We start from the raw sequence: 22,388 nt of genomic DNA on the forward strand, positions 1-22,388 counted from the left end.
AAGGCCCGCCCAGACAGTGCCGGGCAGGCCTTGGCTTTTTTTCTGTGATCTGATCAGAAGCCTGCTTTGATCTTTTCAAACTCTTCCAGCATGCGGTCGCGCATGGCGGGCTCGATCGGGGTTTGGGCCAGAAGGGTCGTCTCAATCGGGTTCACATCCGCGGCCACAAGATCTTCCATCGGGATTTCGGCCATCGCGGCGTCATTGGTATGGGCGTAGCCAAAGCCATCAAGCAAACCACGCGCCGAGCCATGATCCTGCCATGCGTTGATGAAATCATAGGCTTTGTCTTCGGAACCGGGGGCATCCTTGAAGTTCACATAGCCGCAGAACCAAGTTGAAGCGCCCTCTTTGGCCTGACGCTGAAAGCCAACCGAGAAACCCTCTTCGCGCATCAGGGCGATGGAATCATTCCATGTCCAGGCCACTTGCACCTGCCCGCCAGCCATCAGCTGCGCCAGTTCGGACGGGTCGGCCCAATAGGTGACAACATGGGGATGCGCCTCGCGCAGCCATGCCGCACCAGCCTGAAACTGTTCTTCGGTCAGGTTGGTCCAGTCGGATACGCCGGTCGCAAGCAAGGCCAGCGACCAGATATCATCGGTGTTGTCGGGCAGAGAAATGCGGCCCGAGAATTTCGGATTTAGGAAGACATCGACCGAGGCCACATCTTCTTCGGTGACGTCCTTGGTGTTATAGGCGATGGCGGTATAGGCGTAGTCGGTCGGAATATACCAGACGCCGGTATCATCGCTGAAAATCTTTGATTTCAGGAAACGCGGGGCGATTTCACTGAAATTCGTAATGCGTGAGGTATCCCAAGGCTCGATCAATCCGGCATCGCGGTATTTTGATACCATCTGCGAGCAGGGATGCGCCACATCGGCCTTGAACCCCGAGGCAACCTTTTGGAACGCCTCATCATCATCGCCAAACAGGGCATAGGTTGGCATCTGGCCATGCTTTTCGATATAGGGTTTCAGCAGGTTTTCATCTTCGAACCCGGCCCAGTCAAAGACGATCAGGTCAGGGTCGGCGGCCTGGGCTGCAGAAAATGGCAGGGCGAGGGCAAAGGCCGCGCCGATCATCAGTTGGTTTTTGGTTTTCATTTTTTCCTCATCTGTTGGTCGTTACGCGTATTGGCAAACAGGGGTTTGCCCTTACTGACCCGCAAAGGCTAGGCGGTTGCGGGGGTGCGCTCAAGAGGGAAAAACGCGTTTTTCGGCCGCAATCGGACTATCAATATGGGTTGTGGGTGGCTGGATCATGGCTAAGATCACCCGAAAGCGGCCGTTTGCAGGGGCAGGCCAAAGGAGTGGGTGATGGTTTTGGATGTGGATTTCGTGCGCAGTCAGTTTCCGGCTTTCAAAAGCGCGGGGCTGGCCGGGCAGGCGTTTTTTGAAAATGCTGGCGGCTCTTATACTTGCGGTGCGGTGATTGACCGGCTGACGCGGTTTTATACGGATCGCAAGGTACAACCCTATGCGCCCTATGAGGCCTCTGCGCTGGCCGGTGCCGAAATGGATGAGGCACGGGCGCGGCTGGCGGCGATGATGGGGGTAGAGGCGGACGAGGTTTTCTTTGGCCCCTCGACCAGCGCCAATACCTATGTTCTGGCGCAGGCCTTGCGGCGGTTGATCACCGATACGGGCGGTGCCGTTGTGGTGACGAACCAGGACCATGAGGCGAATTCGGGCGTGTGGCGGCGCCTGGCCGAGGATGGTGTGGAGGTGCGCGAGTGGAAGGTTGACCCGCAAACCGGGCATCTGGACCTTGGCGCTTTGCAGCCGTTGCTGGCCGATGGCGCGGTGCGGATGGTTTGTTTTCCGCATTGCTCCAACGTGGTGGCCGAACTGAACCCGGTGGCTGAAATTTGCGCGATGGCCCGCGCGGCGGGGGCCTTTACCTGCGTTGATGGGGTCAGCTATGCGCCGCATGGCTTTCCTGACATGACTGCGCTGGGGGCTGATATCTATCTGTTTTCGGCCTATAAAACCTATGGCCCACATCAGGGCATCATGGTCATGCGCCGCGCGGTGGGGGCGGCCTTGCCTGCCCAATGCCATTATTTCAACGCAGATACGCTGTACAAGCGGTTTACCCCGGCAGGGCCAGACCATGCGCAGGTGGCGGCCTGCGCCGGGATGGCGGATTATATTGATGCGCTTTATGCCCATCACATTCCGGGCGGCACGGCGGGGCCGCTGGCGCGCAACAATGCTGTGCATGACTTGATGCGCGCGCATGAGGTGCGACTGCTGCAACCCTTGCTGGATCATCTGGCCGCACGCAATGACTTGCGCCTGATTGGCCCGCGCGACGCAGGGCGGCGTGCGCCGACGGTTGCCGTCGCCCTTGACCGCGCGGCAGAGCCGGTGGCGGCAGAGCTGGCCAAACATGGCATCATGGCGGGGGGCGGTGATTTTTATGCAGTGCGCCCATTGCAGGCGATGGGGGTGGATGTGGCGCAGGGCGTGCTGCGGCTGAGTTTTGTGCATTACACAACCGAGGCCGAGGTGACGCGATTGGTAGCGGCATTGGACGCGGTTTTATAGGGCCGATGGCGGCTGTTTGCCCCCAATAGGGTTTGCCACAGGGGCAAACCCTTGCCCCCAAGGATATTTTTGAACATAAAAAAGGCTGAGGAGTGATCCATTCCGCAGGGTGCCGCGTATTCTGTGAAAAGAAAATGGACGTATATGCCTGAAACACCCCTGATCCTTTGGGTTCGCCGCGATTTGCGGCTGGCCGATAATTCGATGTTGGCGCAGGCTGCGGCCTCTGGCCGGCCGGTTATCCCGGTGTTTATCCTTGATGCTGAAACCGAGGCGCTGGGGGCTGCGGCAAAATGGCGGCTGGGCCTGGGGGTCGCCGCGTTTTCCAAAGCGCTGGAGGGGATCGGCGCACGGCTGATCTTGCGGCGCGGGGCGGCGTTGGACGTGTTGCAGGCTTTGGTTGCACAGACCGGGGCGGGGGCTGTGCATTGGGCGCGGCTGTATGACCCGGCGGCCAAGGCGCGCGATACCGAAGTAAAGTCTGTGTTGCGCGCTGCGGGCGTGGAGGCGGTAAGCCATGCCGGGCATTTGCTGTTTGAACCCTGGACGGTGGCAACCGGACAGGGTGGATTTTACAAGGTGTATTCGCCGTTTTGGCGGGCGGTAAAGGGGCTGGATGTTGCCGTGCCTGCCGCAGCACCTACCCGGCTGAAAGCGCCGCAGGTCTGGCCAGCCAGTGAAGTGCTGGCAGATTGGCAGATGGGCCGTTCAATGCGGCGCGGCGCGGATGTGGTCGCCCGGCATGTCAATGTAGGCGAGGCACTGGCGCAGGCGCGGCTGGCCGCGTTTCTGGACGGGCCGGTTGACAACTATAAAGAGCAGCGCGACTTTCCGGCCATTGAGGCCACGTCGCGCCTGTCGGAAAACCTGACTTACGGCGAAATTGGCCCACGAATGCTGTGGCATGGCGGGATGCGGGCGCTGCATGAGGGCCGCGCCGGGGCCGAACATTTCCTGAAAGAGCTGGTCTGGCGCGAATTCGCCTATCATCTGCTGCACCACACGCCGCAAATCACCACCCGCAACTGGCGCGAGGACTGGGACAGCTTTGCCTGGCGCGGCGACAATGACGATGCCGAACGCTGGCGGCGTGGCATGACCGGCGAGCCATTTGTCGATGCGGCCATGCGTGAGATGTATGTGACGGGCACCATGCATAACCGGGCGCGGATGATCGCGGCTTCGTACCTGACCAAGCATCTGCTGACGGATTGGCAGGTGGGGCAACGCTGGTTTGCCGAATGTCTGACCGATTGGGACGTGGCGGCCAATGCAATGGGCTGGCAATGGGCGGCGGGGTCGGGGCCGGATGCAGCGCTGTTTTTCCGGGTGTTCAACCCGGCAACGCAGGCCGAGAAATTTGACCCCAAGGCCGCCTATCGCCATCGGTTCATCGCCGAACTGGCACAGGAACCGGGGGCGGATGCGCTGAGTTTTTTTGACGCGGTGCCACGCGCCTGGGGGCTTTGCGCCAAGGCTGCCTATCCTGACCGGATGATCGCGTTGGCGGCGGGACGCGAAAGGGCACTGGCGGCCTATGCGGCCCGAAACTCTGCCAAAAGCTGAACGTAGGTACAAAAGAATGGCGGGAACGTCGCACGAAGAACCGGGGCCAAGGATGGATATTTTGACAGTGACCGATGGCCAAAAAGGCTTGCCACGTTATTTCGCGCAGGTTTTCGCGCAGGCCAAGGGGTTGGGCCATGGCCGGCTTGATCTTGTTTTGGATGACGGGCGCCGGTTTCGGGCCGAAGGGGCGGCACCCGGCCCGCAGGCGGTGTTGGAGGTGCATAACAAGGATTTGTTTGCGCGGTTGATCCGTGAGGGCGATATCGGCTTTTCCGATGCCTATCTGGAAGGGTGGTGGTCCAGCCCCGATTTGCAGGCCTTCATGGACCTTGTGCATGCGGATAATGATGCGATTTATGACGGGTTTTATGGCATGGCGCTGGTGCGGATGTATGAACGCCTGCGTCATGTCTTGCGCCCCAACAGCAAGCGCGGATCCCGCAAGAACATCGCCCATCATTATGATTTGGGAAATGATTTTTATGGGCTGTGGCTGGATGAGACGATGACCTATTCCTCGGCCCTGTTCACCACCGGGCAAGAAAGCCTGGGGCAGGCGCAGGCGCAAAAATACGCGTCGATGGTTGACCAGATGGGCGTAAAAGCAGGAGATCACATCCTGGAGATTGGCTGTGGTTGGGGCGGGTTTGCCGAATATGCTGCCAAAGAGAGGGGATTGCGCGTGACCGGCCTGACGATTTCCAAGGCGCAATATGATTATGCCGTGGCGCGGATGGCACGATTGGGCCTGTCGGACCGTGTGTCCATCAAGCTGCAAGATTACCGCGATGAAATCGGACTTTATGACGGTGTGGCCAGCATCGAGATGTTCGAAGCCGTGGGCGAGAAATACTGGCCGGTCTATTTCAACGCCCTGCGCGAGCGGTTGAAGCCTGGGCGGCACGCCACGTTGCAGATTATTACCTTGCAAGAAAAGCGCTTTAAGATGTACCGAAAAGGGGTTGATTTCATTCAAAAACACATCTTTCCGGGTGGCATGTTGCCCAGCCCAAGCGTGCTGCGGGCCGAGGTGACCAAGGCGGGTTTGAACATCAAGGGCTCGGTCGAGTTTGGCAAAAGCTACAGCGACACGCTGCGCCGCTGGCATGAGGTATTCAACGCGCGCTGGGAAGATGTGGCGGGGCTTGGCTTTGATGATCGGTTCCGCCGGATGTGGAATTATTACCTTACCTCTTGCGCAGGCGCTTTTCAGGGCGGAAACTGCGATGTGACACAGATTACCGTGACCCGCCCGCTTTAGGCTGGCGCGGAGCAGCAAGACAGGGGCGCGATGCCAACCATATCAAGACTGATTGCCGCCGTGCTGTTCGCGGCAATCGCCGTTCTGGCTGCCGAGGCCTTCAAGCTGAGGATGCCCGAGGGCACGCAATTTGGCCGGTTCACGCTGCTTTGCGCCGCAATCGGGCTGTTATGCGGCTGGTATATCATGGGGCGCCTGACCGGACAGGGCTATCGCAGGGCGTTCGGAACGGGGGTGCGGACCTCGGTTGGCTTTGTGGTCTGGGCTTTGCTGGTTTGCTCGATCCTCTTGATGCTGCGCAAGGCCTTCAACAAGCGCTATGATAGCCCTATGGAGGCGGTTGTTGATATATTTGCGCTGGCGTTGGAGAATGGGATGCGCTTGTTTACGCCGTTCACCGCAGATCTGCCGGTGCTGCTGGGGGTGTTGCTGCTTGGTGGCGGGCTGGGCGGGCTGATGGCGGAATGGGCCAAAAGACGTTGGGAATGAAGACATGACGCCACTGTTCATCTATGGCACCCTGTGCCACTTGCCGCTTTTGCAGACGGTTCTGGGGCGCCTGCCTGCATCGCAGGCCGCGGTCTTGCCCGATTACGCGGTTTATTGGGCCGAGGGCCATGATTTCCCGCTGATCACAAACGAGCCGGGGGCGCAGGCGCAGGGGCTTTTGCTGCCGGATCTGACAGCGCAAGACATGGCGCGGCTGGATTTTTACGAAGGCCCATTTGGCTATGCCACCCAATGGTGTTCGCTGGCGCTGGCTCAGGGGGGCGTTGCACGGGCGCAGGTCTATATGCCCGCACCCGGTTTGTGGCAGGCCGGTGCGGCTTGGAATCTGAAAGAATGGGCGGCGCGGTGCGGCGATACCATCGTTGCGACGGCGGGCGATGTTTTTGCCTTTTACCCCAAACCCATAGCGGCATCGCGGCGGGACCCAATGCTGGTGCGCGGGTCAAGCCGGCTGCGCGCGGCGCAGGCAGGGCCAAACCAAACCCGCCGCGCGGTGGCCTCTGACGATGTCGTGGTTCAGTCTTGCACGCAGCCCTATGCCAATTTCTTTGCAGTCGAGGAATATGATCTTTCGTTTCGTCGGTTTGATGGTGCGCGCAGCCCCGTGATCAAGCGTGCGACTTTTATTTCGGGGGATGCGGTGACTGTGTTGCCCTATGACCCGGTTCGTGACCGGGTGCTGATCATCGAACAGTTTCGCACCGGCCCTTTTGCGCGGGGCGATGTGCAGCCGTGGCAGTTGGAGGCGATTGCCGGGCGGATTGACCCCTATGAGTCGCCAGAAGCGGCGGCGCGGCGCGAGGCGTCAGAGGAAGCCGGCCTGACCTTGGGCCCATTGCTTCAGATCGGGGCGTATTACCCGTCACCGGGGGCCAAGACCGAATACCTTTATTCCTATATCGCGCTGACTGATTTGCCCGATGACGTGGCAATTCTGGGCGGCGAAGACAGCGAGGCCGAAGACATCAAGGGGCATTTATTGTCATTTGACGCGTTTGCCGCGTTGGTTGCGCGCGGCGAGGCGACAACCGCCCCCCTGTTGGTAAGCTATTACTGGCTGGAGCGAGAGCGCCCGCGCCTGCGCGCCGAGGCTGCGGCCACAGGAATGTGAGCAGATCTGCCGGTTTTGGCGGTGCTGTCTGCGGTCCGGTGCTTGAGTTTGGGCCTGCCAACCCGTAGACCAAGACAAACGGAAAAGGAAAAGCGGATGCGTATCTACAGCGATCTGGCAGAGTCAATCGGCAAGACACCCCTGATAAGGCTGAACAAGGCGTCAGCGGCGACCGGCTGCGAAATTTTGGGCAAAGCCGAGTTTCTGAACCCCGGTCAATCGGTCAAGGACCGGGCCGCGCTCTATATCATCCGCGATGCGGTGGCCAGGGGGGCGCTGAAACCCGGTGGCACGATTGTCGAGGGGACGGCCGGAAACACCGGCATCGGGCTGGCGCTGGTCGGGGCCTCAATGGGGTTTCGGACGGTGATCGTTATTCCCGAAACCCAAAGCCAGGAAAAGAAAGACATGCTGCGGCTTGCAGGGGCTGATTTGGTACAGGTGCCGGCCGCGCCCTATTCAAACCCCAATAATTATATCCGCTATTCGGAAAGATTGGCGGAAAAGCTGGCAAAAACGGAACCGAATGGGGTAATTTGGGCCAATCAGTTTGACAATGTCGCCAATCGGCAGGCGCATGTGGAAACAACGGGGCCCGAGGTGTGGCAGCAGACCGATGGCAAACTTGACGGCTTTATCTGCGCGGTCGGTTCTGGCGGTACGCTGGCGGGGATGGCGATTGCGTTGCAGCCCAAAGGTGTGAAAATCGGGCTGGCCGACCCGGAAGGCGCGGCGTTGCATGCCTTTTATACCACGGGCAAAATGGACAGCCCCGGTTCGTCGATCACCGAAGGCATCGGGCAGGGGCGGATTACGGCCAATCTGGAAGGCTTGAAACCCGATTGCAGTTATCGCATCCCGGATGCCGAGGCGTTGCCGATTGTTTTTGATATGCTGGCCGAAGAGGGGCTGTGTCTTGGCGGCTCGTCTGGCATCAATATCGCGGGTGCCATTCGCATGGCGCAGGCGATGGGGCCGGGCCATACGATCGTGACCATATTGTGTGATTATGGCACCCGGTATCAATCCAAACTGTTCAACCCCGAGTTTTTGCACGCCAAGGGGTTGCCGGTTCCGAAGTGGCTTGATGGGCCCGGCCGCGCTCTTCCGACTGTGTTTGCGGAATGATCGGTTTGCGGCGGCAAGGAATGGCCCGGTTTGCGGGGCTGCTGATAGCTGTGCTGGCGCTTTGGGTTGCTATTGCAGGGCCCCTGCTGGCGCAATCCAACTTTTCTGCGGGAACAACACCCGAGGCGGCAACGGTCGTTGCCCCGCCTGATTATGACCGCTGGGAAAAATTTGCCAGCTCTGCCGATGGGTTGATAGCCGATCCCGGCTCGTCCGAAATCCGGCTGGAGACGCTGCGCAGTGAAATCGCGGATTGGCGCGAAAAGTTTCTGGCGTCGCAAGGCACCAATTCGTCGCGGCTGGCGACCATTCGCGCGCAGATAGAGGCATTGGGGCCAATGCCCGCCGAGGGCAGCAAGGAACCCGCGGATATTGCCGCGCGCCGGGCCGATCTGACCAAGCAATTGGCCGTGCTTCAGGCCCCCTCCATCGCTGCGGTCGAGGCATATAGCCGGGCAGATGGGTTGATCCGTGAGATTGACGCCGTGATGCGAGAGCGCCAGACCGATGCGCTGTTGCAGCTTTGGCCAACACCGCTGAACCCGGCGACCTGGCCGCAGGCGGCCTCGGCGGTGATGACCTCGGTCAAGGTGTTGGCGGATGAGTTGCAGGAGAACTGGTCCGACACAACAAAACGCGGCAATCTTTTGGATAAACTGCCGCCGATCATCGGGCTTTTGTTGATTGCCGCCTTCACCATCTTGCGCGGTCGGGCGCTGATTGAAGGCGTGGCTGTGCGTCTGCTGGAACGTGGCAGATCCAACGCGCGCGAAATCTGGTCGTTTATTGCCTCTTTGGGGCAGATCATCATTCCGACACTTGGGATGCTTGCCTTTTCAACCGCGATCATTCTGTCGGGGATGCTGGGCCCGCTTGGCAAGGCCATCGCCGAGGATCTGGTCGCATTCGGTGTTATTGTTTTCACCGCGCGCTGGATCGGGACTTGCAGCTTTCCGCTTGCAACCAGTGCGCTGACCCATCTGCCGATGGGTACGGCTGCCCGCGCCAGAGGCCGCTTTTTGGCGAACGCGCTTGGGGTGCTGCTGGGCGTTGAGGTGCTGCGCGGGGCACTTTTTCCCGAAAGCGAGTTGAGCGAGGCTGCAATCTCGGTTCTTTCCTTTCCAACCCTGTTGCTGACGGGGTGGCTTTTGTTCCGCTTGGGCAAGCTGCTTTTGCACAACACCATTGGCAGCTCGGGCGAAGATGCCTCGGCATCCTTTGTCAAACGGCTGGTTTCGCTTGTGGCGCGGGCGACGATTCTGGTTGCCGTTCTGGGGCCTTTGTTGGCGGCTGTCGGCTATATTCGGGCCGGGCAAGGCATGGTTTTCCCCATGGTGGCCTCGCTTGGGTTGCTGGGCTTGCTGTTCACCCTGCAAAACCTTGTCGGTGCGATTTATTCGGTGATCATCCGAAGCGATGAGCAGGGGCGCGATGCGCTGGTTCCGGTGCTGATCGGCTTTGTGCTCAGCTTTGCTTCGACGCCGTTTTTCGCGCTTATCTGGGGGGCGCGGACCTCGTCGGTGATGGAAGTGTTCACAAAGCTGCGGGACGGGTTCCAGATCGGCCAAACCCGGATTTCACCGTCTGATTTCATTTTGCTCGCGGTGGTGTTCGGCTTTTGGTATCTGGTTACGCGGCTGCTGCAAGGGGCGCTGAAAACCACGATTCTTCCCAAGACCAACCTTGATCAGGGCGGGCAGAATGCGATTGTTGCCGGCGTTGGCTATATCGGGATTTTTCTTGCCGGGTTGATCGGGATTACGGCGGCGGGGATTGATTTGTCGAGCCTTGCGATTGTTGCCGGGGCTTTGTCGGTTGGCATCGGCTTTGGCTTGCAAAACATCGTATCCAACTTTGTCTCGGGCATCATCTTGTTGATAGAGCGGCCGATCTCTGAAGGTGATTGGATCGAAGTGAACGGGGTGATGGGAACGGTGCGCAGCATTTCCGTGCGCTCGACCCGGATTCAAACCTTCGACCGCACGGATGTCATCGTTCCAAACTCGGATTTTGTGTCGGGGATGGTGACGAACTGGACACGGTTCAACCTGTCGGGGCGATTGATTGTCAAGGTCGGTGTGGCTTATGGCACCGATACCCGCAAGGTTGAAACTATCTTGCAAGAAATTGCCGAGGCACAACCCCTGGCCGTGCTGAACCCGCCGCCGACGGTTGTTTTGATGAATTTTGGCCCCGATAGTCTGGATTTTGAAATCCGGGTGATCTTGCGCGACGTGAATTTCACGGTTGCTGTGCGTTCTGAAATCAACCATGAAATTGCGCGCCGCTTTGGAGAGGAAGGGATCGAGATTCCGTTTGGGCAGCGCGACATCTGGTTGCGCAACCCCGAAGTGCTGGCCAAGATGGTCACTGCCGCCGCAGCGCCCGTCCGGCAACCCGGCGAGGCGGTCGCCCTGAGGGAGCCTGTGGCTGCGACCGCAAAGGCCAAAAACCCGCGAAAGGATGGTTAGGTGACAGAGCTATTGTTTCAAAACGATCCCTACCAGGCCGAGGCCGAGGCCGTTGTCATGGCGCACACCCCCGAGGGCGCGATTGTTCTGGACCGCACGGTGTTCTATCCAACCGGCGGTGGGCAGCCTGGTGACAGCGGGCATTTGATCTGGGGGGGCCATAAGTTGCCGATTGCGACGGCGATCAAACTGGATGCGGGGCAGGTGGGGTTGATTGCCGCAGAGCCGCTGGAATTGCCCGCCATAGGGACGATGGTGCGGCAGGTGTTGAACTGGTCCCGTCGCCATCGCCATATGCGGATTCATACGGCGCTGCATCTGTTGTCGGTCGTTATGCCTTTTCCCGTCACCGGGGGGCAGATCGGCGCCGATAAAGGGCGGCTGGATTTCGCGATTCCTGAAGCCCCGGCAGATATGCAAGCGGTTGAGGAGGCGTTGAACCGGTTGATTGACCGGGATCTGGCCGTGTCAGAACACTGGATCACCGATGAAGAGCTGTTGGCAAATCCGGGTCTGGTGAAAACCATGTCGGTCATGCCGCCCACCGGGCAGGGCAGGGTGCGGTTGGTGCGGATCGGGACAGGGGCAACGCAGGTTGATTTGCAGCCCTGCGGCGGCACCCATGTCGCGCGCAGTGCCGAGATTGGCCGTGTTGTGCTGGGCAAGGTCGAAAACAAAGGCCGGCAGAACCGCCGGATCAGCCTGAGCCTGACAGACTGAACCCATCATGTCAGTCAGTGTCGCAAGGCCCTTGCCACAGCGCGCAGGCCAGTGCCCCCGACTTTGCCGCCCCCCCGACTTTGCCCCCGACTTTGGCAGTAACGCGAGATCTTGCCAAACTCGGGGGGGCAACACCATTTCCATCTGCCTTTTTTCAGGCTTTCTGGCACGCAGTTCATGCGTCAGAAATCCGTAAATCAAATGAGCCGCTTACGGCGTTTGCCGGTTTCCAAGACTGTAATCAACAGAACAAAAAAGGGGCTGGTAACGGAAAGGTAGACAAATGGGCGGGCATTGCCCTTTGGCGGTATGGGGCCGGCGTTCAAATCCTGTCGGATGCGCCAAATATCGCAACCGGTCTTGGCCCCCTCAGCGCCGCAAGATCATCTGATCCTGGTCGATTTCAACGCGGAAACGGCCCAGATAATCCATACCCAAAAGCGAGCCGTCCATGGCGCCATCATTGACATAGGCGCTCAGGCTTGCATCCTCGTAGCTGCCAAGACGCACGTTTTCAAGGGTGATGCGCGCAGTCCGCACGATGCCATTTGCCGTGTTCGCCGAGCCGAGATAGACAAGGCCGCCGGGATCAAACCCCAATTTTTGCGCATCCGATTGCGTCAAGACCACGCCGGATGCGCCCGTGTCGACCATGAACTCAATCGGGGTGCCGTCTATTTCCAAACTCAGATAATAATGCCCATCGCGCGCACGGGGCAATACCACCTCACCATTCGTGGCTACGGATTGGCGCGGTACCATTTGCACACCCAAATCATTCCACAGCCCGTAAGCCGCCATCAGCCCGACGACAATCATGCCCCATGACATCAGGCCCCGCAGCATCTGGCCCATGCGCCCCCGATATTCCACCAAAAGATAGCCGCCGACCGCAACCACCAGAAGGCCAAGGTAAAGAACCCGGCCAATAACCTCATTGTCCATGGCAATCTCCTCTTTTGGCACGGTGTCGATATGGGGGGCGGGGCCTAGCCGATCAACCCGGTGCCGATGATGCCATCAATCACGAATTGCACCGAAAGCGCGGCCAACAGCATGCCCAAAAGCCGGGTGATAACCACAGTGCCGGTGCGGCCCAAGGCCTTTTCCAGCGGTCCTGCAATCAAGAACAGCAGGAAGGCAAGCAAAACCACAAAGATCATTACCAGATGCACCGCCAAAGCGCCCTGCCAGCCGCCCGATTCCCCTACCAGCAAGATCATGGTGGCAATCGCGCCTGGCCCGGCAATGAGTGGAATTGCGATCGGAAAGACAGAAGGGTCATGGTCGTGAACCGTCGATTGGCCCTCGCGCCGCTGGGTTCGACGCTCAAACAGCATATCCAGCGCTGTCAGGAACAGCAAAATACCGCCTGCGATGCGAAAGGCTGACATTGATATCCCGATAAAGCCCAGCACCGCCTCGCCCAACAGGCCAAAGAGTGTAAGGATGGCAACCGCGATGATACAGGCCCGCAAGCCGATCACACGCCGCCGCTCGGCGGTCATGCCGGGGGTCAATGCGATGAACATCGGGATCAGGCCCGGCGGGTCGATCACGACAAACAACGTTGCAAAAGCTGTGATCAGAAACGCGGTTTCCAAGCAATTTCCTCCGGTACAAGCAAACATACTGTTGCCTGTATTCATCGTGGTTCAAATAGCCAACTCTGTCATCTTTACGATTTTTCGCCGAAAAATCAGAATTTTCGGCGAAAATTCGCGATCATGCGACCTTTTCCAGCTTTTCCTGGGCCCGCAGCCACATCGCTTCGGCGCGGTCCAGGCCTTCCATCACCTCGGCATATTTCTTTTGCCAGGTTTCCATTTCGCCCAGGCGTTCAGGCTCATAAAGCGCCGGATCGGCCAGCTTTTTTGCCAGCTTGTCGCGCATGTTGTTAAGTTTCTCCAACCGTTCTTCGCATTTCCGCACGTCTGCCCGCAGGGCCATGATTTCATCGCGGCTGATTTTTTTCGGTTTTTCCACAGGTTTGACCGGTTTTGCCTCGTCATCGCCTGCCAGAAGCTGCTTGCGATAGGCGTCCAGATCCTCATTATAGGGCAAGACGTTGCCGCCCTTCACCAACCACAGCCGGTCTGCAACCAGGCCCAGCAAATGCATGTCATGGCTGACCAGCACAACCGCGCCCGAATAGGTCGTCAGCGCCTCGACCAGCGCCTCGCGGCTTTCCATATCAAGGTGGTTGGTCGGTTCATCAAGGATCAGCAGATGCGGCGCCTCCAGTGTTGCCAGCAGCAGCGACAGTCGCGCCTTCTGCCCGCCCGAAAGCCGGCCCACAACCGTCTCTGCCTGGTCGGCCAACAGGCCAAACCCGGCAAGCCTTGCCCGCAGCCGTGGTTGCCCTTCGGCAGGGCGCATGCGCTGCAAATGCTGCAAGGGGGTTTCATCAATGAACAATTCATCGACCTGATGCTGGGCAAAGTAACCGATCCGCAGCTTGCTGCTTTGCGTCATCTTGCCGGCCACGGGTTTGAGCTTGCCCGCCAGCAGTTTGGCCAAGGTTGATTTTCCTTCGCCGTTTCGTCCCAAAAGGGCGATCCGGTCGTCTTGATCTATGCGCAAAGACAGGTTGCGCAGCACGGGAGGGCCGTCATAGCCCACGGCCACGCTGTCCATGTTGATGATGGGCGGTGACAGCTCCTCTGGCTCGGGGAAGGTGAAGACCTGTTTGCGCGCTTCTTCGGGCGGGGTGATGGTCTCCATTTTTTCCAGCATCTTCACGCGGCTTTGCGCCTGCACAGCCTTGGAGGCCTTGGCCTTGAACCGATCGACGAAGGATTGCAGATGCGCCCGCCGCAATTCCTGTTTTTTTGCTTCGGCCTGCAACACGGCGCGGCGTTCGGCCATCTGGCGGGCGAATTGATCATAGGGGCCAGACCAATAGGTCAGCTTTTTTTCATCCAGGTGCAAGATGCCCTGAACCGCGCGGTTCAGCAGCCCGCGGTCGTGGGAAATGATGATCACCGTATGCGGATATTTGGCCAGATAGCTTTCCAGCCACAGCGCCCCTTCAAGGTCGAGATAGTTCGTCGGCTCATCCAGCAGCAAGAAATCGGGTTGCGCAAACAGCACCCCCGCCAAGGCTACCCGCATCCGCCACCCGCCCGAGAAATCCGAACAGGGTCGCAACTGCGCTTCCGCATCAAATCCCAGACCTTTCAGAATTCGACGCGGCCCGCCCCTCGGCCGACCAGGCGTCAATATCCGACAGCCTGGCCTGTACCTCGGCGATGCGATGCGGATCGGTGGCAGTCTCGGCCTCGGCCATCAGCGACTCGCGCTCGGTATCGGCCTGCAATACGGTTTGCAGCAGGCTGGTCGCAGACGATGGCACCTCTTGGGCCACGCCGCCAATGCGCGAGCGGGCCGGCATTGAAATATCGCCCCCCTCCAGTGCCAACTCGCCCCGGATCAATCGGAACAGCGTGGTTTTGCCCGCGCCATTGCGCCCGACAAGGCCAACCTTGTGGCCGGCAGGAATGGTTGCAGAGGCGCCCACAAGCAGCGGGCGGCCTTCGACGGAATAGCTGATATCTGATATACGTAACATGGGTCACGCCTTGCCCCATGCAGCGCGCCGCGTCAACGGGGCGCGCACGCGCAGATGGGCTTTTCAAGCGTTGCCTCTCATGTTAGCAGGCACCCATAAACATCACGCGGACTTCCGCGCATATCAAAGTGAGATGACCATGGCCACTGAACGCACCCTTTCGATGATCAAACCCGATGCCACCAACCGCAACCTGACCGGAAAAATCAACGCAAAATTCGAAGACGCGGGTCTGCGGATCGTCGCGCAAAAGCGGATTTAGTTGACGCCTGCCCAAGCTGGCGCGTTTTACGCTGAACATTCCGAGCGCCCGTTTTATGGCGAGCTGTGCGAATTCATGTCCTCGGCGCCGATCATCGTGCAGGTTCTGGAGGGCGAAGGCGCCATTTTGAAAAACCGCGAAGTCATGGGGGCAACGAACCCGGAAAAGGCCGATGCTGGCACGATCCGCAAAGAGTTTGCCTTGTCCATGGGGGGAAAACTCGGTTCACGGCTCTGACAGCCCCGAGTCCGCTGCGCGTGAGATTGCCTTCTACTTCTCCGGCCTTGAACTGGTTGGCTGATCGCCTACGATTTTTCGTCGAAAAATCAGAATTTTCGAAGAAAATTCGCAAGCCGCCTCCAAGCTTATCCAGCGGGGGCGGCTTTTCTATACTCTGACAGACAGGTAATCCAATGGCCCGCGCCCCACTTTTGCAACTTTCCGGTATCATGCTCACCTTTGGTGGTGATCCGGTGTTCGACAATCTCGATCTTGTGGTGCATCCCGGTGATCGTGTGGCGCTGGTCGGCCGCAATGGCTCGGGCAAATCCACCTTGATGAAGGTGATGGCCGGTTTGGTGCAACCTGACGCCGGCACCCGCGTTGTGCCGCCCGGCGTGACTGTGGGCTATATGGAGCAAGATCCAGATCTTTCCGCTTATGAAACGCTGGGCGATTACGCTGCCGCCACCTTGCCCGAAGGTGAGGAATACAAGGTCGCGATGGTTGCCGAGGGGCTGAAATTCAATCCTGAAACGCCGGTTGCCTCGGCTTCGGGGGGCGAGCGCCGGCGTGCGGCCTTGGCGCGACTGATGGCTGAAGCCCCCGAACTGATGTTGCTGGACGAACCCACCAACCACCTTGATATTCAGGCGATTTAATGGCTTGAGGAGGAGCTGAAATCCACCCGCACCGCCTTTGTGCTGATCTCGCACGACCGCGCCTTCCTCAAGGCGCTGACCCGCGCGACGCTGTGGATTGATCGTGGCCAGGTCCGCCGCCGCGAATCCGGATTTGACGGGTTTGAAGAATGGCGCGAAACCGTCTGGGCCGAGGAAGACGAGCAGCGCCACAAGCTGGACCGCAAGATCAAGGCCGAGGCGCGTTGGGCCGTCGAAGGCATTTCCGCCCGCCGCAAACGCAATCAGGGCCGCGTGCGCGCCTTGGCCGAACTGCGGGCCGAACGGGCGGGCCAGATCCGCCGCCAGGGAACAGCGGCAATGGCGCTCGACTCCGGCACCACATCGGGCAAACGGGTGGTTGAGGCAAAGGGTATCAGCAAGGCCTTTGGTGACACGCAAATCGTCAATAATCTTGATCTGCGGGTGCTGCGCGGCGATCGTATTGCCTTTGTCGGCCCGAACGGAATCGGCAAAACCACTTTGCTGAAGATGCTTACTGGCGAAACCGCGCCCGACAGTGGCACAATCACCCTTGGGACCAACCTTGAAATCGCGGTGTTTGACCAGACCCGCGCGCAGCTTGACCCGAATGCAAGCCTTTGGGACAACCTGACAAATGATCCGTCTATGGCGGTTTCCGGCAGTTCGGATCAGATCATGGTGCGGGGCAACCCGAAACATGTCGTCGGTTACCTGAAGGATTTCTTGTTCAATGAGGCACAGGCCCGCGCGCCCGTCCGGTCGCTTTCCGGCGGTGAAAAGGCGCGGCTGCTGTTGGCGCGGATCATGGCCAAACCGTCCAACCTGCTGATTTTGGACGAGCCGACCAATGACCTTGATGTCGAAACCCTTGATCTGTTGCAAGATATCCTTGGCGATTATGACGGCACTGTGCTTCTGGTCAGCCATGACCGCGATTTTATCGACCGGGTGGCGACCTCGACCGTGGCGCTGGAAGGGCAGGGCCGGGTTGGTGTTTTTCCCGGCGGTTGGTCTGATTACATGGCCCAGCGCGATACCGAATGGGCGCCAGAGGCCACGTTCAAAGCCAAAACCCCCACCCAAGCCACCGCCAAACCCGATGGAAAACGCGGCGAGCGTTTGTCGTTTACCGAACGCAAACGGCTGGAAGATCTGCCCGAACTCATCGCCAGAATGGAAGCCGAGATCAGCAAGCTGGCGGAACTTCTGGAAGCGGATGATCTTTTCACCAAAGAACCCGTTAAATTCCGCAAAGCCTCGGAGATGATGGCCGACCGGCAGGCCCAACTGACGGCGCTGGAAACCGAGTGGATGACGCTGGAAGATAAGGGCTCTACCCCTTAACCCTTTAATCAGGCTGAATTTTGCCGATAAAGCCGTGAATTGGCGGCTTTCAGCCAATCTGCGGCGCTTGGGGGCATGTCTGCATGGCGCGACCTTAAAAAACGGGAACCGCATACCTATCTAGGGGTTGTCAACACAGTCGGTATGATCCGAACGCAAGGACACGAAAGGTAGATACATGAAACTCTTTACATCCCTCGTACTCGCAACTTCCCTCGCAGCCCCGGTCGCCTTCGCCGGTGGTATGGCAGAGCCGGTGTCAGAGCCTTATGTTGCGCCGGTGGCGGTGGTTGCGCCGGTAACTGGCGATTGGACAGGGCTTTACGCCGGTGTCCAGCTTGGCTATGGCGATGTTTCGTCCAATGCCATCATCCCTGCCCTTGACGGCAATGGCATGATCGGCGGGGTACATGCAGGCTATCGCCACGATTTCGGGCAATTCGTCACCGGGGTCGAGCTTGCCTATAACGCCGCAGATATTGACATTGGCCCCGGCTCCAAGCTGGACAGCATCACACAGTTGAAGCTGATGGGCGGTTATGATTTCGGTCAAACGCTGCTCTATGCAACTGCAGGCGCGGCCCATGGCAAGGTTAGCGGCGGCCCTGCAGCCGGGTCCGACAATGGCTGGCTGATCGGTATCGGCATGGATTACGCGATCAATGACGCGTGGACCGTGGGTGCAGAACTTGGCCATCACCGCTTTGATGATTTCAACGGTTCGGGTGCCGATATCCGTACCAATCTGTTCCAGGTCAAGGCGGCCTATCGGTTCTGATCTGCGGGTTCTGAACTATCGGCTCTGATCGGCGGGTCAACCGCATGGTCTGGCAAAGCACAGTTAAATAAGGGGCAGGGGGAAACCTCTGCCCCTTTTCGCATGGTCAGCGCATCCGCAAGGCCCCGTCCAGCCGGATCACCTCACCATTCAGATAGCTGCATTCGACAATGAAACCGGCCAATGCGGCAAATTCTTCCGGGCGGCCCAAGCGTTTGGGAAAGGGTATATCGGCGGCCAGCCCCTCTTGAATGTCCTGGCCCAGCCCTTCGAGCATCGGCGTTGAAAACACGCCCGGCGCTATGGCGCAGACCCGTATGCCTTGCGCTGCCAAATCCCGTGCGGCAGGCAGGGTCATTCCGACAATCCCGGCCTTGGACGCTGCATAGGCCGTTTGCCCCTTTTGGCCGTCGAAGGCCGCGATAGAGGCTGTGTTGATCAGGACCCCTCTTTCTCCCTCGATCGGATCATTTGCGGCCATTTCCGCCGCAACAAGACGCATCGTGTTGAAACTGCCGACCAGATTGATGTCGATTATACGCTGAAACAGCGTCAGGTCATGCGGGCCCTCGCGCCCCACAACCTTGGCCCCGCTGGCAATCCCGGCGCAATTCACCAGCACAGATATCCGCCCCATGGCGGCTTTCGCTGCGGCAATGCCCTGCGCAACAGACGGCCCATCGGTCACATCCACGGCGACAAATTGCGCGCCGATCTCGGCGGCCAGCGCGTTGCCGCGCAGCGTGTCGCGATCAAACAGCACCACTGCCGCCCCCTTGGCTGCAAAGGCCCGCGCGACCGCAGCCCCCAGCCCCGAGGCCCCGCCCGTCACCACTACCGCACTGTCCTTGATCTGCATCGTTTCCCACCCTTTGCGCTTCACTTGAACATAGCTTCAATTACCCCAAGCCTGCCCCGGCTGTCCAGAAAAGCCGCCCCTACCCAAATCGGCACGCGCGCCACCGCACAACAGACTTGGCAGCGCGGTGCGCGGTGTGCTAACCCAAGCTGATGAAAAATACAGGCCGCCTTTGCATTTGCTGCATTACCCGCTGACATAGCTGCGCGGGCAAGCCTTCTTTTCGTTTCCAATCAAAGACGAAGTTGATATGCCCGCCGGGAAGAGTTGCATGTGCTGCGGCCCAATAGGCCGCGCGAAGGGCCAAGCGAGGGTAAACCCATGATCGAAATCAAACTGCACAACACCAAAACCCGCCGCAAGCAGGTTTTTACCCCGATTGACCGCGAAAATGTACGGATTTATCTGTGCGGGCCTACGGTGTATGACCGCGCGCATATCGGCAACGCGCGCAATGTGATCATGTTTGACGTGCTGTACCGCCTGTTGCGCCATGAATACGGGGCAGACCATGTGACCTATGTGCGCAACTTTACCGATGTTGATGACAAGATCAACGCCGAGGCCCTGCGCCGCCAGACCGCAGGCGAGACAGGCACGCTGGAAGAGCTGATCGCGCAGCGCACCGAGGAAACCATCGGCTGGTATCATGCCGATATGGACGCGCTTGGCAATCTGCGCCCCGACCATGAGCCGCGCGCGACCCAGTATATCCCTGAAATGATCGCGATGACCGAGGACCTGATCGCCAAGGGCCACGCCTATGAGGTCGAAGGGCATGTGCTGTTCAACGTGCGTTCCTTCCCCGAATACGGCCAGCTTTCGGGCCGCTCGGTTGATGATATGATTGCGGGCGCACGGGTAGAGGTTGCCCCCTATAAACGCGACCCGATGGATTTTGTGCTGTGGAAACCCTCGGACGCCGAAACGCCGGGATGGGACAGCCCATGGGGCCGGGGCCGCCCCGGCTGGCATATCGAATGTTCAGCCATGTCGCAGGCGCTGCTGGGGCCATCGTTTGACATCCACGGCGGCGGCACCGACCTGACCTTTCCGCATCACGAGAACGAGCTGGCCCAAAGCTGCTGCGCCAACCCCGATGAGGGGTTTGCGAACATCTGGCTGCATAATGAGATGTTGCAGGTCGAGGGCAAGAAAATGTCCAAGTCATTGGGCAATTTTTTCACCGTGCGCGATTTACTGGACCAAGGGATTCCGGGCGAGGTGATCAGGTTTGTATTTTTGCAGACGCATTATCGCAAGACGATGGACTGGACGGCAGAGAAGGCCGCGCAGGCAAGGGATACTCTGGGGAAATGGCGAGGTTTGGTTAGGGGTGTCAAACCATCGGAGCCGCACCCGACTATCATTCAGGCACTTTCTGACGATTTAAACACTTCTATGGCTATTTCGGGATTACATGCATTGGCGAAGGAAGTCGAAAAATCGGGGATTGGTGCACCACAGTTGGCGGCATCGGCTGCTTTGCTGGGATTGTTGACAAATGATCTCTCAGATTGGCCCGAGCAAGGTGAGCTTAGTTTGGAAATACGAACTCAGATCAAGATGCTTGCAGAAAGATGGATTGGTTATCGTCGGAAAAAGGCTTGGTCATCAGCGGATAGTCTGCGCGATGGGTTACTGGAAGCGGGCGTGAGACTTTCTGTCGATAAAACGAATACAAGTGAGTGGCGATATGAGAATCCTGACATGCTGACTGTAAGTGAGTGCGAGCAGAAAATTGAGCAGCTTGCAAGGGTTGAGGGATTGCTATGAAGGTGATTTCTTCAACAATATTTCAACCAAAGGACATCAGCCGCCCCGGGGAGGGCAGTTCGGGCGTGGTTCTTGCGGCAAGCGCCGGGGGCTGTCTGCCCCCGGACCCCCGAGGATATTTGTGCCGAAAAGAATGCGGTAGAGGGGATTTTCTATGACTGAACGCCTCTACCTCTACGACACCACCCTGCGCGATGGGCAGCAAACCCAAGGCGTGCAATTCTCCACGGCGGAAAAAATTCAGATCGCCCAAGCGCTGGATGCTTTGGGTGTTGATTATATCGAAGGCGGCTGGCCCGGTGCGAACCCGACCGATAGCGAGTTTTTTGCGCAGCATCTGAAAACCCGCGCCACCATGACCGCCTTTGGCATGACCAAGCGGGTTGGGCGCTCGGCGGAAAATGACGATGTTCTGGCCGCCGTTCTGGATGCCGATACCGCTGCGGTTTGCCTTGTCGGCAAGACGCATGAATTTCACGTCACCACCGCATTGGGCGTGACGCTGGAGGAAAACCGCGAGGCGATCGCGGCCTCTTTTGCGCATATCATCGCAAAAGGTCGCGAGGCCCTGTTCGATGCCGAACATTTCTTTGACGGCTACCGCGCCAATCCCGATTACGCGCTGTCATGCCTGCGCGCTGCTTACGGTGCCGGGGCGCGCTGGATTGTGCTGTGCGATACCAACGGCGGCACTTTGCCTGCCGAGGTGGGGCGGATTACCGCCGAGGTGATTGCGGCGGGTAGTTCCGGCGACCGGCTGGGCATCCATTGCCATGATGATACGGCAATGCCGTGGCCTGTTCGCTTGCCGCGGTCGATGCGGGGGCGCGGCAAATTCAGGGCACGCTGAACGGTTTGGGCGAACGCTGCGGCAATGCCAATCTGATTTCCCTGATCCCGACGCCGTCGCTGAAAGACCCCTATGCCAGCCGCTTTGAAACCGGCGTCAGCAGGGACGCACTGGCCGGATTGCTGCGCACCAGCCGGATGCTGGACCAGATTTTGAACCGGGTGCCTGCGCGGGGGGCGGCCTATGTTGGCGCGTCAGCCTTTGCGCATAAGGCGGGGCTGCATGCCAGCGCGATCATCAAAGACCCCACGACCTATGAGCATATCGCGCCCGAATTGGTCGGCAATGCCCGCATCATCCCGATGTCGAACCAGGCCGGGCAGTTCGAACCTGCGCGCCCGGCTGGCCGCGGCGGGGATCGTGGCCGACGCCAAAGACCCGCGCCTTGCCGGTATTCTTGATGAGATCAAGCTGCGTGAGGATCAGGGCTACGCCTATGACGGCGCGCAGGCCAGCTTTGAACTGCTCGCCCGCCGGGCCCTTGGCCTCTGCCCGCAGTTCTTTGAGGTAAAGCGCTACCGCGTCACGGTAGAGCGCCGCAAGAACAAGCGCAATCAGACCGTGACCTTGTCCGAAGCCGTGGTGGTGGTGAAAATCGGTGATCAAAAAGAGGCTTGTTTGTCAGCGAAAGATGGACGCATCGGGCACCGATCGCGGCCCCGTCAACGCGCTGTGGAAGGCGCTGGCCAAGGATCTTGGCCCCTATCAGGCCTGCATCAACGACATGCATCTGGTCGAT

General features: G+C 59.2%; 14 protein-coding genes and 4 pseudogenes. 13 read left to right on the forward strand and 5 right to left on the reverse strand.

Annotation, left to right across the window (positions count from 1 at the left end):
* Positions 1 to 53: 53 nt before the first annotated feature.
* Complete coding sequence (locus tag VDP61_RS06810; protein ID WP_323006199.1) at positions 54 to 1,109, reverse strand: ABC transporter substrate-binding protein; 1,056 nt, start codon at positions 1,107 to 1,109, stop codon at positions 54 to 56.
* 213 nt (positions 1,110 to 1,322) lie between these two features.
* On the opposite strand from VDP61_RS06810, the gene VDP61_RS06815 reads away from it, so the two are divergent.
* From VDP61_RS06815 to VDP61_RS06850, 8 genes are all read left to right on the forward strand, one after another.
* Positions 1,323 to 2,555 (forward strand): aminotransferase class V-fold PLP-dependent enzyme, encoded by a 1,233-nt coding sequence (locus VDP61_RS06815; RefSeq protein WP_416236497.1) that lies wholly within the window; start codon positions 1,323 to 1,325, stop codon positions 2,553 to 2,555.
* A 144-nt stretch (positions 2,556 to 2,699) separates the two neighbouring features.
* Positions 2,700 to 4,121, forward strand: a complete 1,422-nt coding sequence (locus VDP61_RS06820; RefSeq protein ID WP_323006201.1) for a deoxyribodipyrimidine photo-lyase — start codon at positions 2,700 to 2,702, stop codon at positions 4,119 to 4,121.
* A gap of 52 nt (positions 4,122 to 4,173) precedes the next feature.
* On the forward strand, positions 4,174 to 5,385 hold the full coding sequence (locus VDP61_RS06825; protein WP_323006212.1) for a cyclopropane-fatty-acyl-phospholipid synthase family protein: 1,212 nt from the start codon (positions 4,174 to 4,176) through the stop codon (positions 5,383 to 5,385).
* Between the two features lie 30 nt (positions 5,386 to 5,415).
* A complete protein-coding gene (locus VDP61_RS06830) occupies positions 5,416 to 5,874 on the forward strand; it encodes a TrgA family protein (protein WP_323006202.1) in 459 nt (152 codons plus the stop codon).
* 4 nt (positions 5,875 to 5,878) lie between these two features.
* On the forward strand, positions 5,879 to 7,006 hold the full coding sequence (locus VDP61_RS06835; protein WP_323006203.1) for an NUDIX domain-containing protein: 1,128 nt from the start codon (positions 5,879 to 5,881) through the stop codon (positions 7,004 to 7,006).
* A gap of 96 nt (positions 7,007 to 7,102) precedes the next feature.
* Positions 7,103 to 8,134, forward strand: coding sequence for a cysteine synthase A (locus tag VDP61_RS06840; RefSeq protein WP_323006204.1), 1,032 nt, complete (start codon positions 7,103 to 7,105; stop codon positions 8,132 to 8,134).
* A gap of 20 nt (positions 8,135 to 8,154) precedes the next feature.
* Complete coding sequence (locus VDP61_RS06845) at positions 8,155 to 10,605, forward strand: DUF3772 domain-containing protein (RefSeq protein ID WP_323006205.1); 2,451 nt, start codon at positions 8,155 to 8,157, stop codon at positions 10,603 to 10,605.
* The gene (locus tag VDP61_RS06850) at positions 10,606 to 11,325 is read left to right on the forward strand and encodes an alanyl-tRNA editing protein (RefSeq protein WP_323006206.1); all 720 of its coding nucleotides are present in this window, start codon (positions 10,606 to 10,608) and stop codon (positions 11,323 to 11,325) included.
* Between the two features lie 369 nt (positions 11,326 to 11,694).
* Here the strand turns inward: VDP61_RS06850 and VDP61_RS06855 are convergent, their stop codons facing one another.
* From VDP61_RS06855 to VDP61_RS06865, 3 genes and pseudogenes are all read right to left on the reverse strand, one after another.
* Positions 11,695 to 12,270, reverse strand: coding sequence for a retropepsin-like aspartic protease family protein (locus tag VDP61_RS06855; protein WP_323006207.1), 576 nt, complete (start codon positions 12,268 to 12,270; stop codon positions 11,695 to 11,697).
* A gap of 44 nt (positions 12,271 to 12,314) precedes the next feature.
* Positions 12,315 to 12,929, reverse strand: a complete 615-nt coding sequence (locus VDP61_RS06860; protein WP_323006208.1) for a MarC family protein — start codon at positions 12,927 to 12,929, stop codon at positions 12,315 to 12,317.
* Positions 12,930 to 13,050: 121 nt separating this feature from the next.
* A pseudogene (locus VDP61_RS06865) lies at positions 13,051 to 14,896 on the reverse strand (ABC-F family ATP-binding cassette domain-containing protein).
* 139 nt (positions 14,897 to 15,035) lie between these two features.
* Here VDP61_RS06865 and ndk point away from each other — a divergent pair.
* The 3 genes and pseudogenes from ndk to VDP61_RS06880 all read left to right on the forward strand — a co-directional run bounded on the left by ndk (position 15,036) and on the right by VDP61_RS06880 (position 18,164).
* Positions 15,036 to 15,459 (forward strand): annotated as a pseudogene (gene ndk / locus VDP61_RS06870) (nucleoside-diphosphate kinase).
* A 112-nt stretch (positions 15,460 to 15,571) separates the two neighbouring features.
* Positions 15,572 to 17,386, forward strand: a pseudogene (locus VDP61_RS06875) (ABC-F family ATP-binding cassette domain-containing protein).
* 178 nt (positions 17,387 to 17,564) lie between these two features.
* Positions 17,565 to 18,164, forward strand: a complete 600-nt coding sequence (locus tag VDP61_RS06880) for an outer membrane protein (protein ID WP_323006209.1) — start codon at positions 17,565 to 17,567, stop codon at positions 18,162 to 18,164.
* 106 nt (positions 18,165 to 18,270) lie between these two features.
* Here VDP61_RS06880 and VDP61_RS06885 read toward each other — a convergent pair whose 3' ends face one another.
* Positions 18,271 to 19,023: an SDR family NAD(P)-dependent oxidoreductase gene (locus VDP61_RS06885; RefSeq protein ID WP_323006210.1), complete on the reverse strand. Its 753-nt coding sequence runs from the start codon at positions 19,021 to 19,023 to the stop codon at positions 18,271 to 18,273.
* Positions 19,024 to 19,344: 321 nt separating this feature from the next.
* Between VDP61_RS06885 and cysS the strand changes: the two genes are divergently transcribed.
* Positions 19,345 to 20,799, forward strand: coding sequence for a cysteine--tRNA ligase (gene cysS / locus VDP61_RS06890; protein WP_323006211.1), 1,455 nt, complete (start codon positions 19,345 to 19,347; stop codon positions 20,797 to 20,799).
* 154 nt (positions 20,800 to 20,953) lie between these two features.
* Positions 20,954 to 22,388, forward strand: a pseudogene (gene cimA, locus VDP61_RS06895) (citramalate synthase); the annotation flags it as partial.

This window comes from Pseudorhodobacter sp., assembly GCF_034675685.1.
GTDB lineage: Bacteria > Pseudomonadota > Alphaproteobacteria > Rhodobacterales > Rhodobacteraceae > Pseudorhodobacter.